The 13391-nt window shown below is 48.5% G+C and carries 14 protein-coding genes and 1 pseudogene; 6 read left to right on the forward strand and 9 right to left on the reverse strand.

The features are described from left to right. The first annotated feature begins 172 nt into the window (after nucleotides 1-172). On the forward strand, nucleotides 173-865 hold the full coding sequence (locus QZZ54_RS07890) for a PilZ domain-containing protein (RefSeq protein WP_290701227.1): 693 nt from the start codon (nucleotides 173-175) through the stop codon (nucleotides 863-865). A 1-nt stretch (nucleotide 866) separates the two neighbouring features. Here QZZ54_RS07890 and selD read toward each other — a convergent pair whose 3' ends face one another. Beyond that, nucleotides 867-3098 (reverse strand): selenide, water dikinase SelD, encoded by a 2232-nt coding sequence (selD, locus tag QZZ54_RS07895; protein WP_290701229.1) that lies wholly within the window; start codon nucleotides 3096-3098, stop codon nucleotides 867-869. A 492-nt stretch (nucleotides 3099-3590) separates the two neighbouring features. On the opposite strand from selD, the gene QZZ54_RS07900 reads away from it, so the two are divergent. Both QZZ54_RS07900 and QZZ54_RS07905 read left to right on the forward strand, forming a co-directional pair. After that, nucleotides 3591-5123: a glutamate--cysteine ligase gene (locus QZZ54_RS07900; RefSeq protein WP_290701231.1), complete on the forward strand. Its 1533-nt coding sequence runs from the start codon at nucleotides 3591-3593 to the stop codon at nucleotides 5121-5123. Further along, nucleotides 5123-6169 (forward strand): hypothetical protein, encoded by a 1047-nt coding sequence (locus tag QZZ54_RS07905; protein ID WP_290701234.1) that lies wholly within the window; start codon nucleotides 5123-5125, stop codon nucleotides 6167-6169. The genes QZZ54_RS07900 and QZZ54_RS07905 overlap by 1 nt, the downstream gene beginning before the upstream one ends. Nucleotides 6170-6365: 196 nt before the next feature. Here the strand turns inward: QZZ54_RS07905 and QZZ54_RS07910 are convergent, their stop codons facing one another. Together QZZ54_RS07910 and QZZ54_RS07915 are read right to left on the reverse strand one after the other, a co-directional pair. Next, entirely contained in the window at nucleotides 6366-7436 is a 1071-nt protein-coding gene (locus QZZ54_RS07910; RefSeq protein ID WP_290701236.1) for a hypothetical protein, read from the reverse strand. A gap of 88 nt (nucleotides 7437-7524) precedes the next feature. Beyond that, nucleotides 7525-7740: a hypothetical protein gene (locus tag QZZ54_RS07915; RefSeq protein WP_290701238.1), complete on the reverse strand. Its 216-nt coding sequence runs from the start codon at nucleotides 7738-7740 to the stop codon at nucleotides 7525-7527. Between QZZ54_RS07915 and QZZ54_RS07920 the strand changes: the two are divergent. Further along, nucleotides 7706-7789 (forward strand): annotated as a pseudogene (locus QZZ54_RS07920) (hydantoinase/oxoprolinase N-terminal domain-containing protein); the annotation flags it as partial. The gene QZZ54_RS07915 and the pseudogene QZZ54_RS07920 sit on opposite strands and share 35 nt — an antisense overlap. Nucleotides 7790-7820: 31 nt before the next feature. Here QZZ54_RS07920 and QZZ54_RS07925 read toward each other — a convergent pair. Together QZZ54_RS07925 and QZZ54_RS07930 are read right to left on the reverse strand one after the other, a co-directional pair. Next, on the reverse strand, nucleotides 7821-8015 hold the full coding sequence (locus QZZ54_RS07925; RefSeq protein WP_290701240.1) for a trimethylamine methyltransferase family protein: 195 nt from the start codon (nucleotides 8013-8015) through the stop codon (nucleotides 7821-7823). An 87-nt stretch (nucleotides 8016-8102) separates the two neighbouring features. Continuing rightward, nucleotides 8103-8477, reverse strand: a complete 375-nt coding sequence (locus QZZ54_RS07930) for a hypothetical protein (protein ID WP_290701243.1) — start codon at nucleotides 8475-8477, stop codon at nucleotides 8103-8105. A 214-nt stretch (nucleotides 8478-8691) separates the two neighbouring features. Here QZZ54_RS07930 and QZZ54_RS07935 point away from each other — a divergent pair, with 214 nt between their 5' ends. Then, nucleotides 8692-9015, forward strand: coding sequence for a hypothetical protein (locus tag QZZ54_RS07935; protein WP_290701246.1), 324 nt, complete (start codon nucleotides 8692-8694; stop codon nucleotides 9013-9015). Between the two features lie 162 nt (nucleotides 9016-9177). On the opposite strand, the gene QZZ54_RS07940 is transcribed toward QZZ54_RS07935, so the two are convergent. The 3 genes from QZZ54_RS07940 to QZZ54_RS07950 all read right to left on the reverse strand — a co-directional run bounded on the left by QZZ54_RS07940 (nucleotide 9178) and on the right by QZZ54_RS07950 (nucleotide 11456). Then, entirely contained in the window at nucleotides 9178-10014 is an 837-nt protein-coding gene (locus QZZ54_RS07940; RefSeq protein ID WP_290701249.1) for a S1-like domain-containing RNA-binding protein, read from the reverse strand. Between the two features lie 75 nt (nucleotides 10015-10089). Continuing rightward, complete coding sequence (gene luxS, locus QZZ54_RS07945) at nucleotides 10090-10602, reverse strand: S-ribosylhomocysteine lyase (RefSeq protein ID WP_290701252.1); 513 nt, start codon at nucleotides 10600-10602, stop codon at nucleotides 10090-10092. A gap of 107 nt (nucleotides 10603-10709) precedes the next feature. Then, on the reverse strand, nucleotides 10710-11456 hold the full coding sequence (locus tag QZZ54_RS07950; protein ID WP_290701576.1) for a fused MFS/spermidine synthase: 747 nt from the start codon (nucleotides 11454-11456) through the stop codon (nucleotides 10710-10712). Nucleotides 11457-11687: 231 nt separating this feature from the next. On the opposite strand from QZZ54_RS07950, the gene QZZ54_RS07955 reads away from it, so the two are divergent. Then, nucleotides 11688-11897, forward strand: coding sequence for a hypothetical protein (locus QZZ54_RS07955; protein ID WP_290701255.1), 210 nt, complete (start codon nucleotides 11688-11690; stop codon nucleotides 11895-11897). Nucleotides 11898-12035: 138 nt separating this feature from the next. Here QZZ54_RS07955 and QZZ54_RS07960 read toward each other — a convergent pair whose 3' ends face one another. After that, a complete protein-coding gene (locus QZZ54_RS07960; protein WP_290701257.1) occupies nucleotides 12036-13388 on the reverse strand; it encodes a DUF1329 domain-containing protein in 1353 nt (450 codons plus the stop codon). Nucleotides 13389-13391 lie beyond the last annotated feature (3 nt).

A 13391-nucleotide genomic window follows, 5' to 3' on the forward strand; every position in this document is an offset into this window, starting at 1 on the left:
AATTGTACCCTCGGTAAACTTAAGAAAGAATTTAGAAAAAGTTTCGATAGGTAAAAGATACATCTGGGTCATGAAATAAAGCTGAAAATACCAAAATGGTGATACTTACTTTGACCCTTTAAAGAGGCTGTAGTATTTCTATAACTAGCTATTACATGGAGAGAGTGAATTAATGCCAGCAGATACCGAAACGGTAGTACTAAATGAGCTTCCGAAAATTGAGCAAGGCAGTGTTATTCAGGTGAGTGACGCCACTGGCGAGCTGAAATATGTGTCGCGTTTTTTTGGTATTGATGGTCAGGTTATCATCACCCGCTTGCCGGCAGTGTCCCAATTGAAAAAGGGAGGCATGGGGACTGATGAGTTAACCTATAGGGATAATTTTAAGAGAAGTCGCAAGTTAGTGATGCGGTTGATCTCTAACGGCCGTGTTTTTGCTTTTGAAAGCCGGGTGATCGACCTGTTTCTGATGGGTGGAAAGCTCTTGATGACTACTTATCCTAAACAGATTCAGTCTCGGTTGTTGCGTAAAGAACCCCGCTACCCCTGTGCTATTCCTGCGCAACTTGTCGCTGGGGATCTGACAGTCGAGAGTATACTGATTAACTTTAGCACCGGAGGAGGGTTACTTAAAATTACCGAAGAAGAAGCGTTGCTATCAATGGTTCCGGTTAAAAATGAAAACCAGGATTGCGTACTTAAGCTTCAGCTTCCGTTTGATGAAAGTCCCTCAGAGGTTAAGGTCAGAGTAATGTCTGTTTCTACGGCTGAAAAGCAGATTGGTCTGTCCTTTACTGATGGCCGGGAAGTGATTCAGCGATATATTACTGCGCTTAAACTCGATTCTATTAGCGATTATTTCTGAATCAGGCGAGAATTACCTGATCTACCGCTTCTTGTCTGATACTGCCGATTATGCAGGCCTGAGCGTATCCAGCGGCCTGTAATTCCTCAACGACTTGTTCTGCCTGATCTGCGCTGACGGCGGCTAAAAGACCTCCGGCTGTCTGTGGGTCGAAGAGCACTTCGGTAATGGTTTCATTGTCGTATTCGTGGATATTCAGTACAGAGCTTTCAAATTTTCGGTTTTGAGGGTGTAGCGAACTAAATATTCCCGCTCGCAGGCAGGCCATTGCCCCGTCCAGAACGGGAAGCTTTTCCAGCCTTAAACGTGCGCTCAGCCCTGAGCCATCTAACATTTCGTGCAGATGCCCTACGAGTCCAAAACCGGTGACATCGGTGCAGGCGTGGGTGTTGGCAGTTGTCAGAATCTGACTGGCACGGTAGTTTGATTGCAACATATGTTTCAGGGCCTGGCTGATCCAACTTCCCTGTGCCTGACTGCGCATATCGCTGGCAAACAGGGTGCCGGTACCCAGAGGCTTAGTGATAATTAATTTATCGCCTGGTTGTAGTCCTTGCTTGGTCAGTAGTTGTTTTCGGTCTGCCAGGCCGTTGATGGTAAAGCCTAACGTTAGCTCGGTACCTTCAGACGTGTGCCCGCCGACCAGGCCTATGTTGCAGTCTGAAAGCACCTTACTGGCGCCTAACAGTAGGTGGCGCAGACGTTGCTCAATTATTTCATCGCTGGCGTGGGGTAGACTGACGATAGCCTGTGCGCTGTGGGGTTGAGCACCCATGGCAAAGATATCTCCCAGGGCATGGTTAGCGGCGATCTGGCCAAAAAGAAAGTCATCGTTGACCAGTTGACGAAAACTGTCAACGGACTGTACCAGCAATTTCCCTTCAGGGACGTTAATGACTGCAGCATCATCCGGCCGGTCTAGACCGATCTCAATTTCATTAGGTGGCGGCGGCAATTGTTTTAACACTCGGTTAAGGATGCTGTGTCCGACTTTCGCCCCGCAGCCTCCGCAGCGCATGTCGGGGTTCTCAATTTTAAGTTTAGCTCCGGGAATCTGATCAGGTAATTCGGTCAGGTCGCTAAAGCGGCGCATGAATTTTTGATCAATACTGTCTTTCCAACGCCAGACCCAGTCACCAGCAAGACTAAAGGGGCCTTTAGACGCTACCGCAAAGCGGTCTCCGGTGCTGACCAGACTGAGAAACTGCTTTTGTGGTTTGTGGCGAACGAATGAACCGCCGGCTAAAGCTGCCAATAGGTTGTGGGCCAGTGGAGGGCCCTGGCGCACAGCAAAAACGCCTGCTTTCGGTCGAGGGTAATTAACCATATCGGCGATATCACCGGTGGCAAAAATTTCAGGATGGGAGAGCGATTGAAGATAATCATTGACCTGGATGCAGCCATTGTCTGAACATTCCAATCCCGCTTTTGCTGGCCAGCCCGCTCCCTGGGCTGCGGTAGCCCAGATGATTTCATCCAATTCGACAGTCTGTCCTGTTTCGCTAATGACCCGCCCCTGTTTTACCTGAGCAACACGGAAACTGCTATGCAGTTTGATGCTGCGCTCCTGGAGTACTTTCCGGTAACGCTTCTGAACCCGTGGGTTATGGCTCGGCAGAATCTGTTGTGGGCCGCTGATAATATGAAAATGCAGGTGATCAGTGCTGCGCTGCTGCTTATTTAACATTTTGTGTAGCTTGTATTGCATCGCCAGCAGCACTTCGACGGCACTGGCGCCACCGCCAACAGTACCGATATGGAACTCTTGACTATCGTCTCCCTGCATCACTTTATTTTGCAGTTCATCCCAGTAACTGAGTAATTGTCTGACCGGTTTTACAGGGGTCGTGAATTCAGTCGCACCGGCAATAGTGGAAAGGTCAGGTGTGGAACCGATATCGATGCTGAGGAGATCGTAACTGAAGTCAGGGTGATTCAGGCATTGAACGGTACGGTTTGTGGGGTTGATACCGACGACCGAATCTTCAATAAAGTCGATTCCGGCATAGCGGCAGAAACGGCCAAGGTCGATGTGAATCTGATCAAAATTATAATGCCCGGCAATTAGTCCCGGCAGCATACCGGAGTATGGTGTCTGAACCAGATTGGATATCAGCGTGATACGGACACCTGCAGGTTTCTTCATCGCCATCATCAATAGAGCGATGGCGTGTGCATGCCCCCCACCGATAAAGATCAGGTGTTGAGTTGCCGGGGTCAGATCCTGTTGCATTGCTGGTTAGCCTGTCAAAAAGTTCGCCCTATAGTAGCGAAAAACAGACTTAAGATAAGTAAAAAATACCGAGTGATTGCATCCAGTCAATAAAAAGGAACCTACTGAAAAGTTTTGGGAGGTTTTCAGAGTCTGATCGGAGGCTTCCGTTAGGATTGGATATGCTAAAAACGGGTCTCAGAATTACTTAAAACGGCGCAGACGTTGGCTCATTAAATTCTGGCGCGCGGGAGAATGATAGTGAGGTGAGCGTAATCTGCCTCTGATTATGAGTTGGGTTGTTAATAACTATTTGTTCTTTAGGTTGCTCATAAATTAAACCGCTTTTTCAGATCGATGCGTTATCTGCTCTGAGCGGACTTATAAGCGGCTATACAGTAGTTTTCCCATAGGCTATCCACAGGAACCGGGGATAAAAAAACTTATCCAGGTCAGGCCTTAGTCAGAATAATATTGAACAATTCTGCAGTCGCGTCTTAACTGAAGGTATTGATGATCTCAGCTACGGATCAGATTATGGGGCTTGAGATAAAGAAGTCTGAATTTACCCAGCGCGATTATGAGCGCTTTACCGGCAAGCTGTTCAATAATTTGGATGCGCTTAAACAGTTATTACAGCAGCCAGATTTTGGCCGGGGGGAATCAACTCTGGGGGCTGAGCTTGAACTGTATATTATTGACAGGCTAGGCCGCCCACTCGCGGTGAATAGTGAGTTGCAGAAGGCAGTGGGGGATCCACAGTTAACCCTTGAATTGAATCGTTACAATCTTGAATACAATCTGACACCTGTGGATATGGGGGGCACCCCGTTTTCTAAAATTGAGTCTGAGATCTGCACTGTACTAAGTAAGCTTAATGAGCACGCTCAACAGTTCTCTGGCAGGGTGCTGCCTATCGGTATTCTACCAACCCTGAAACGCAGTGATTTTGGCCTCCATGCGATGACGGATCTGTCCCGTTATCACGTATTAACCCGGGCTTTGTCAGAGATACGAGGGGAAAGGTTAACGATTAAAATAAATGGTGCTGATCCTATCTCTTTACGGGCTTCAGATGTGACCCTGGAGGGAGCAAATACCTCTTTGCAGATGCACTATCGTGTCCCCCCTGAGCAGTTTGCGGATAGCTATAATTCGATTCAACTGGTTACCCCTCTGGTGCTGGCAATCTCTGCCAATTCGCCATTATTACTGGGTAACAGGCTCTGGCATGAAACCCGCATTCCCCTGTTTAAGCACGCTATCGATGGGCGTGATCATAATCCGGTTAAAACCGGTGAGCCTGATCGGGTGAGTTTTGGTAATGGCTGGGTTCGCCACGGGGTACATGAACTGTTTGCAGAGGCGGTTTATCTGCATAAGCCAATTTTGCCTATTTGTGAATCAACCCAATTCAGGCAGAAGGCAGCAGATAAACCGGTGACGGACGTTACGGGCAAAATTGCGCCATCCTTATTTGAACTATCTTTGCATCAGGGCACGGTATGGCCCTGGAATCGTCCGGTGTATGACCCTGCGGATGGCGGCCATCTGAGAATTGAGATTCGGGCTCTGCCAGCTGGCCCCAGCCCCTGCGATATGATGGCAAACGCTGCATTGATTATCGGCTTAGCGGAAGGCCTGCGGCCCAGGATTGAAGAAATCATACCGGCATTACCGTTTCAGACGCTGGAGTATAATTTCTATCAGGCGGCAGAGAAGGGGATGAAGGCACAGCTGATGTGGCCTAATGGCCCCCGGGAACAACTATCACGTACGCCTGTTATCGATATTGTCGCGGAATTATTGCCGACGGCTCGTAAAGGCTTGCTGAGGGCGGGCATTGCTCCCCGTGAAGTTGATTACTATCTGGGTATTATTCGTCAGCGTTTACAGGCAAAAACCAACGGTGCCTGTTGGCAGCTACGGCAGTTTAACCGTTTGTCCCATTCGTTAGTAAAGCGGCGGGCGCTAAGGTCAATGCTGGAACATTATATTCAGCATTCTGGCAATAACCGTCCAGTCGCTCAGTGGGAAGATATCTGATGACGCGCAAGTCACGGCCTATTCACTTTCTCCATAACCCTAAACCGGAAACCCTGCCAGAAAATGTAGGGGCATTTCTACGGCAATTAGGTGGACCCACTCTGATTGTTGTAGATGGTCGGGATAATAGTCGTTGCCGTGCTATCGCAACGTTATTACATGGTAATGAGCCGTCCGGTGTTCGGGCCGTATTGGGATGGCTGCGCAGTGGAGAACGTCCTGCGGTGAAGTTGATCTGCTTGATTGCGTCGGTTCACACTGCGTTGCATGAGACGCTGTTTCACTACCGGCAGATACCCGGGCAGCGTGATATGAATCGTTGCTTTCGGCCCCCTTTCGGCGACTCCCTGGGGCATGTGGCCAGTCATTTTATTGAGCTGCTAGAACAGTACCGCCCGGAAGCGGTGTTGGATATCCACAATACCTCAGGGATGAGTCCGGCTTTCGGTGTTGTCACTTATGAAAGCTCCGTCCATGAAGCTCTGGTGAGTCTGTTTACCCGGCGGATTATTGTGACTGAATTTCGTTTGGGATCGTTGATGGAGCTTAGCGGAGATCAATTGCCGATAGTGACTATAGAATGCGGTGGCGCTCAGCAACCCGAAGCGGATCAGACGGCAGTAGATGGCTTACAAGCCTATCTGTTCAATGATGATGTTTTAAGTTTAACCTCAGGGCTGTTGTTGGATCTTTATCGCCATGCGGTGCGTCTGGAACTGCAACCGGATTGCCGGATAGCCTATGCAGATCAACCTATCCCCGGTGCTGATCTGACAGTTTGTCTTGATGTAGAGAAATTTAATTTTGGGGTGATACCGGCGCTTACCCGGTTGGGGTGGTTAGGTCCGCGAGGGATGTCGGTTTTTCAGGTGCTGAATGCAGCGGGTGAGAATGTTCTGCCTCATTATTTTCTCAGCAAATTCGACAGATTCTATTCAGCGCAACAATTGAAGCTCTTTATGGTGACGACTAATCCGGCGATTGCGCAAAGCGACTGCCTTTTCTATGCCTGTGCAGAAACTGAACATGAACAGATTAGGGAATAGCTCGTTAAATAGAGCAGAGAACTGATAATGCGGTGGATAAGAGGAGTAAGTTAGCCTGGGGGGAGAGCGCTGGGTAGATTATACTCAGCTTCTTCGTTCCCAGTAATGGCGGGCTCTGTCGCTGTGTTAATAAAGTTATGCAGGGTTTTCCCCAGAGGTTATGCACAGATTTTGTGGGTAACCTACTCTCGTCTGGTCAGGCCCATTTTTTTAGGATAGCGACACCCTGTTTATAGCCCAGGCCGCCATTTCCATGTACTGCTCCTATGTGATGGCCGGGGCTGGCAATCATCTGCTGGTGCATTTCGATCAGACTGTTCAAAGCAGGATTATTCCAGGGGCCCTTGGCCAGATTCATCCCTCCGGTAATGGTAATCAGGTGCTGCTCCAGAAATGCTGGAACCTGTTCTAACAGATCGACCAGGCCACTCGCTAACAGGAATGCGATAGGGACAACAGGATAGCAGGTGTAAGTTTCTAATAAGGCTTTGCCCTGTCTGAACTGTTCGGCGAAATCGGTTTCGGCCTGATGACAGGCTGCTTGATAGGCCAGCTTGAGGTGATCGTAGCTGACAATGTCTTCAACATGCTGCTTACCATCGCCGGGTAAAAAACCGAGCCCTACACCTGATATCTCAAGACAGGTGTCTGCAGGAATCGTCAGCTGTTGAGCGATAGCAGAGCTGCTGATCAGTATTCTGCCTGCAAAATCGATCAGGGGGTTGGCACAGTCAACGCCACGAAATAGCGGCGTTATATGGTTATACCAGCGCTCATCAGGGAGTTGTTCTGCGATGAGTTGATCTGAAACGACGTTGCGGTAGCTGCACTTATAGTTTTCAAACAGATGATGGGCGAGTTGCTGGAAAAGTTCAGCGTCGGCTCCGTGGCGATGAAGAAACTGCTCTGCCAGCTCGTTATAGGCGGTTGTCAGAGGGTAGTCATCACCATAGATCGCCATCAGATCCAGTCGCTCCTGGCGCTGGTAACCGGTCCGTAGCATGTCCTTGCCACTGATGACGACCGCGTCAGCTTCACCCCTCTTGATTAAATGCCGGGCATGGGACAATGCTTCGAGTGGGCCGCAGCCACTGCGGTAATGATTCGGCTGTAATTCGCTGTGCCAGGGGGTGCTTAGAGGATCGATAGTCAGCTCGGTTATCCGGGCTTTCTGTTGTTGAAGCGTTTGTTCCAGTTCCAGGCAGTGCTTCAGAGAGCCTGTTTCATCGACGGTTTTTGCTGAGGCGATTATCAGGGCTTCCGGCATAACATCAGTTCCAAACAGAGGGAGGTGTTATTCTATCAGGGTTTTCCTGTATAGGCTAAGTGGCCTAAGCCGCTTGATCCGGGAGGTATTACTTACTGAGCAGTCGTATGCCGCTTTCTTCAATAGCAATTTTTCGTTCTTTATAGCGTCTTCCAATAGACAGCTTAAATGCTTTTTTACTACAGCTGAACAGGCGTTTGGTCCTTTCCGGAGAGTTTTTTATTAAGCGTTGACCTGCAGACAGCGGTCCGGAATTTAAGAGGTAAGGTATGGTATTTCGACTGGGAATAGATACAGGTGGCACATTTACAGATGCGGTGCTGGTGGATGGCCAACAAAAGATTGTGGCTGCCTTCAAAAGCCTGACGAGCCGCTATGACCTGACTATCGGTATCGGCAATGCATTATGCGGGTGCCTGCTGAAATGCCGCGCGGGAACTTTACCAGCTGGCCCTGAACGTCGGCACCGACATCGCGACAGATCTGTAACGCTTCTTCATCGTCATGAAATTCAATGCCGACCTCTTCGATAATAATTTCGGCACTTTTCACGATCAGGCTCAGGCCGTCATCAAGCACACCGCTGGTGTTTAACGTTAGCCAGGTCTTTGGTGCGAGTGGTCAGATATCCATCTGCAGCTAATAGTTATGCAGTGTTATACGCCGTTAGTGCTGGGTATAGCCATCTTCGTGCATTGCCTCACGCGCTTTCTCTAGATCCAGTTTCTCAATCGGATCAGACAGATAGTAAGGTAGCTCGACCGATTCATCGGTCAGCTGGATCATCTTGCCTTCTATTAGCCTATCGATAACCGATTCAATAGTTTTGACTAATTCGGTAGGTACCGATGCCGGGTATTGGACCGTCATATAATCAATAAGCTGTTGCAGGGTATGTTGACCATCGGCCAGTGACACGACGATACCCAGCCAGTCTTCAATGTCTGTTGTGTGTGTAGGATTATGGATATTAACCAATGCGATCCTGCCGCCCTTACGAGTGAAAATAACGTTACGATAAAAATACTTGTTGGTTTCCAAGGCAGGGCCCCCAGTTGGTAAATTCAGTGCCAGACTATAGCAAGCACAAGGGGAAGGCTATATACCTCTTAAGTGAAGGCCGATGGAAATGTGTTACTCAAAACCCAGCTCTTTCAAACTGACTTTTTGATATCTCTTTATTGCAGATAGACGTTTTTTCTTTGCTTTTACTTCGGTACAGCGCTTTAACGGTTACGCCTTTGGTTTTCTGGGGTTGCGTCTTGATCGGCGTGTCTGGCCGCCACTTGCGGAGCCTCCGGCGACACTCAGATCTCTGTTAAGCTGGGCTTTAGCTCCAGTGCTGCTGATCAGCATTCTGCCTGAAAAATCGATCAAGGGATTGGCACAGTCAACGCTAAATACGGTTATACCATCGCTCATCAGAGAGTTGTTCTGCGATAAGTTGATCTTAAACGACGTTGCGGTAGCTGCACTTATAGTCTTCAAACAGATGATGGGCGAGTTGATGGAAAAGCTCAGCATCGGCTCCGTGGCGATGAAGAAACTGCTCTGCCAGCTTGTTATAGGCGGTTGTTAGGGGGTAGTCAGCTCGGTTATCCGGGCTTTCTGCTGTTGAAGTGTTTGTTCCAGTTCCAGGCAGTACTTCAGAGAGTTTGCTTCATCGACGGTTCTTGCTGAGGCGATTATCAGGGCTTTCCTGTGTAGACTAAGCGGCCTAAGCCGCTTGATCCGGTAGGTATTACTTACTGATCAGCCGTATACCGCTTTCTTCAATAGCAATCTTTCGCTCTTTATAGAGTCTTCCGATAGACAGCTTAAATGCTTTTTTACTACAGCTGAACAGGCGTTTGATCATTTCCGGAGAGGTTTTATCGTTGGCAGCGATATACCCGTCGTGCTCCTCTAAGAGGTGCATGATACGCTTACCCAGGTCATCAGTTTTGCCATAGCCTAGTTGCTGCAGGCATAGGTTTATCTTGCCATCGGGGCGAACCAGCTTAATGAAGCCTTTCATCCGCTGGCCATAACGTACCGGTTTAAAGACGTCATCATCGTAGATAACTCCCCAGTGCTGCCCGTTAATGATCGCTTTGTAGCCGATGTGGGTGTGGTCTTCGATGATAAGGTCGACCTGCTGGCCTTTCTCATAACTATGAGGGTAGTTATCTAGAAACTTATTTAGTTTAGTTGTGCCCGCAATCCGATCCGTTTCCTGATCAAGGTAAACATAAACAATCTGCTCCTGATCTTTCTCAACGGTTTTCTTCTGCTCGCTGAAAGGTACCAAAAGGTCTTTGGGCAGGCCCCAGTCGAAGAATGCACCGATGCGATTAAGATCCAGTACTTTGAGGCAGGCGAAGTCACCGACCTGGGCTTTAGGGGTCTCTGTAGTGGCGATCAGAAAATCATCGGAGTCACGGTAGATAAATACATTGAGACTGTCTCCAATGGCGGTATTTTCCGGGACATAGCGCTGTGGTAGCAGAATTTCTCCCAGCTCTTCGCCGTCGAGATAGATGCCGAATTTAACTTCTTTGACCACTTCCAGAGTGTTGAACCGGCCGATCATTGTCATGGGAGTCTGTGCCTCATAAAAAATAGAAAAAACGGAGACTGGCTCCGTTTTAGGATCAGTGTATTGCGCGGTTGTTTATGAATGGTCTTTCAAAAACTCAGGGTCAAGCTGCAGCTCGTTATTGCTGTTAATGCTGATGCCTCGCTCACGGATGTTTTTAGCGATCAGCTTAGCTTCTCCCAGAGAGTGCATGCTGTAGGTTCCGCACTGATATTCGTTCAGTTCAGGAATTTCGCTCTGCTTCTCAACCTGCTGAACATCGTCCATCGCTGCCAGCCAGGCATCTGCGACTTGCTGCTCTACTGGTGTGCCGATCAGGCTCATGTAAAAACCGGTACGGCATCCCATTGGAGAGATGTCGATAATCTCAACACCATTGCCATTCAGATGATCGCGCATAAAGCCCGCGAAGAGGTGTTCAAGGGTATGGATGCCCTTTTCAGTCAAGATCTCTTCATTTGGCAGACAAAAGCGCAGGTCAAAGACGGTAATGGCATCGCCGCCAGGGGTAGTCATCGTCTTGGCAACACGCACTGCCGGGGCATTCATACGGGTGTGATCAACAGTAAAACTATCTAACAGAGGCATGTCGGAATCTCATAGGAAATTACAAATAGTATATTGGGCTGATTATCCCAGTATTACGTTGGGAAATTAACCCTTTACAGATGATTTCTTTTCAGGCGATTAACCGCCTATATCTCTTTGAGTCGGTTTAGCAATGCACGGGCCGGAAAGCCTAATTTTTTTTCCAGTTTTTTTGCTCCGTTCAGCAGTGCTCTGGGGTTCGATTCAGGTTTACCATCTTTAAATGCAAAAGCGATCAAGTTACCACTATCCACGGTACAGCAGAGCCAGTTGTCACCGAAAATTTGGGTGAGCTGCTGGTTGGCTAATGGGTGGAAACCGTCACCCTCATCCCAGAGATTCAATACCAGCACCCCCTGATCATTCAGCAGATGGTAACAATGGTGCAAATATTCATCTTGCAGTTGCTGGTGCAGCATCCCTGCGTCGGTAAACAGGTCTGTGAAGATCATGTCCTGAGGTTCTATTGTTTGCTGCAGGTACTCCAGAGCGTCGCTAATCGTAATGGTAAGGCGGTCGGATACCGGAAGCTGAAAATGTTTAGCTGCGGCCGCCAATACCTGAGGGCGGAGTTCGGCAACACTGATAGTCAGGTTATCAGAGTAATTGAGTAATGCCTGAATCAGTGAACCTCCACCCAGGCCAAGCATTAATACCTGATGAGGATTAGGTTGGTAGAGTAGGCCTAGTAGCATCGCTTGTAGATATTGATATACAGGGTATTCCGGACGACTAAGTTCGATCCGGCTTTGTTCGCCGCCAGAACCAAAACTCATATAGCGGAAAGGACCATCATCATAAACATAGATTGGGCCGTACTCGTCAAAATAACAGGCTATCTCTGTTCCATGCATGTTGCTCAAAAGGTACTCCAGAATAAAGGCAGAATATATTGCACTGCAAAATAAAGATTGATTCAAGTCAGTGTTTCTAGGTTCAAGATTAAACCTATGCAACTTTTCTCTCGGTTAACGGTTATTTTTTCATCTAAATTAGCCACTTAGTTGAACAGCATGAGTGGCCGACTTCTCCTATCATTAATGAACTGCAGTAGAGATAAAAAAAATAAAAGGCGGGAGAGTCCTATGAGGAAAAGTCAGTTGGCGACAGCCTATTGTATCGGCTGTGGCTGTAATGATCATCACAGTTGCGATACTGATTATGGAAAATGTACCTGGATCATCGTTGACCGGGAGTTGAATGCGGGAGTATGCAGTGGTTGTGAAGAGGCATTAGCTGCCTGGCAACAGGGAGCGAGGACTGCTCCGATGCTGCAAGCGCAGGCCAATCTGTAATATGACAGATTAATAGAGAGGAGGCTTGTTAACCTCTTCCTAAGCCTAACAACTTATAAGTAAAGTAGTAAAAAAGGAGCCATTGGCTCCTTTTTTGTTTTTGCCTAGTAATCATAGACAGCAGTTATAGGCCTAGATTTAACGTTTACCCATGCGGCGGATCGCCTGTGGAGTGAAATCGCTGTGTTTGAAGCGAGCGTTGAAATCAAATCCATCTCCCTCTTCATTGGTCAGACTACCCACCAGATAACGGTTGGATTGCAAGTCATATAGCGCCTCCGCTGTCAGCCAGGGTACCTGGGCATCCTGATACTGCATCTGGTGCGCCTCACCGACGCGCCAGAGTTGATCGCGGCCATCAAAGTGATCCACAACCGCTGCCTGCCAGGTATCTTCATCTATGTAGAATACGCGTTTAGCGTAAACGTGGCGTGCGCCCTCTTTCAGCGTGGCCTCCACTTTCCATACTCGGTGTAGCTCGTATCGGCTGTATTCAGGGTTGAGATGCCCCTTGGTTAGAATATCCGTATATTTTAGATTACGGTCAGCCAGTTTGTAGCTGTTGTAAGGGATGTAGATCTCCTCTTTACCGACCAAGTTCCAGTCGTAACGATCGGGAGCTCCATTAAACATATCCAGATTATCGGAAGTACGCTGCCCGTCAGATGCTGTTCCTGGAGCATCATAAGCGATCTGTGGCGCACGACGTACACGACGTTGGCCAGCATTATAGACCCATGCTTCACGGGGTTTAGCTATCTGATTCTGGGCTTCATGTACCAGCAGCACATTGCCGGTTAAACGCGCCGGTGCTTTTATCTGCTGAACAAAATAGAACAGAATGTTGTCGTCCTTCGCGGTGCTGCCCTCTTTCAGGTAGTTGGGCCATGACATTTTTTCGGTAATTTTCACCGGAACAAAGTTACCATTAGCGTGCACAGGTACCTGCACAAATGTCCGCTCTAGGGCGCCACCCCGATAGCGGGTCATATGGTTCCAGATGACTTCCAGGCCGCTCTGAGGAATTGGGAAAGGAACGCCTTCCTGTGTATTGCTGCTCAGCCCGTTGCCGTTGTCGACCAGTTCTGATTGCACTGCATTACTACGTGCATAGTCATACTGAGCCTGGGGCAATGAAGCACTGCGATGCGTTGGATAGACATTCATTTTGAATGTATCCGGGTACTTAGCAAGTAGTGCCAGCTGTCCCTCTGTCAGATGCTGTTTGTGCTTTGATGCGTTTTCAGCCGTGATGGTCAGTAGTGGCTGTTCATCGGCGTAAGGGTCTTTAAAGCGTTCGCCTCCTGGGGGGAGCCCTCCATCCCAGGCTGGAATAGTGCCTGCTGCATTTCCTGCCATCTCTGCGCCCATTGGCGTCAGGCTGTTACCTAACTTAGCGGCTTCTGTTTCGGAAACAGCTGCCATCAGTTGCAAGCTAAAACTTAAACCCATAGCGGAGCTAAGGATCAGTGCAGTCGATTTAAACGTCATAAT

The sequence above is a fragment of the Amphritea sp. genome (genome assembly GCF_016744155.1).
Lineage (GTDB): Bacteria > Pseudomonadota > Gammaproteobacteria > Pseudomonadales > Balneatricaceae > Amphritea.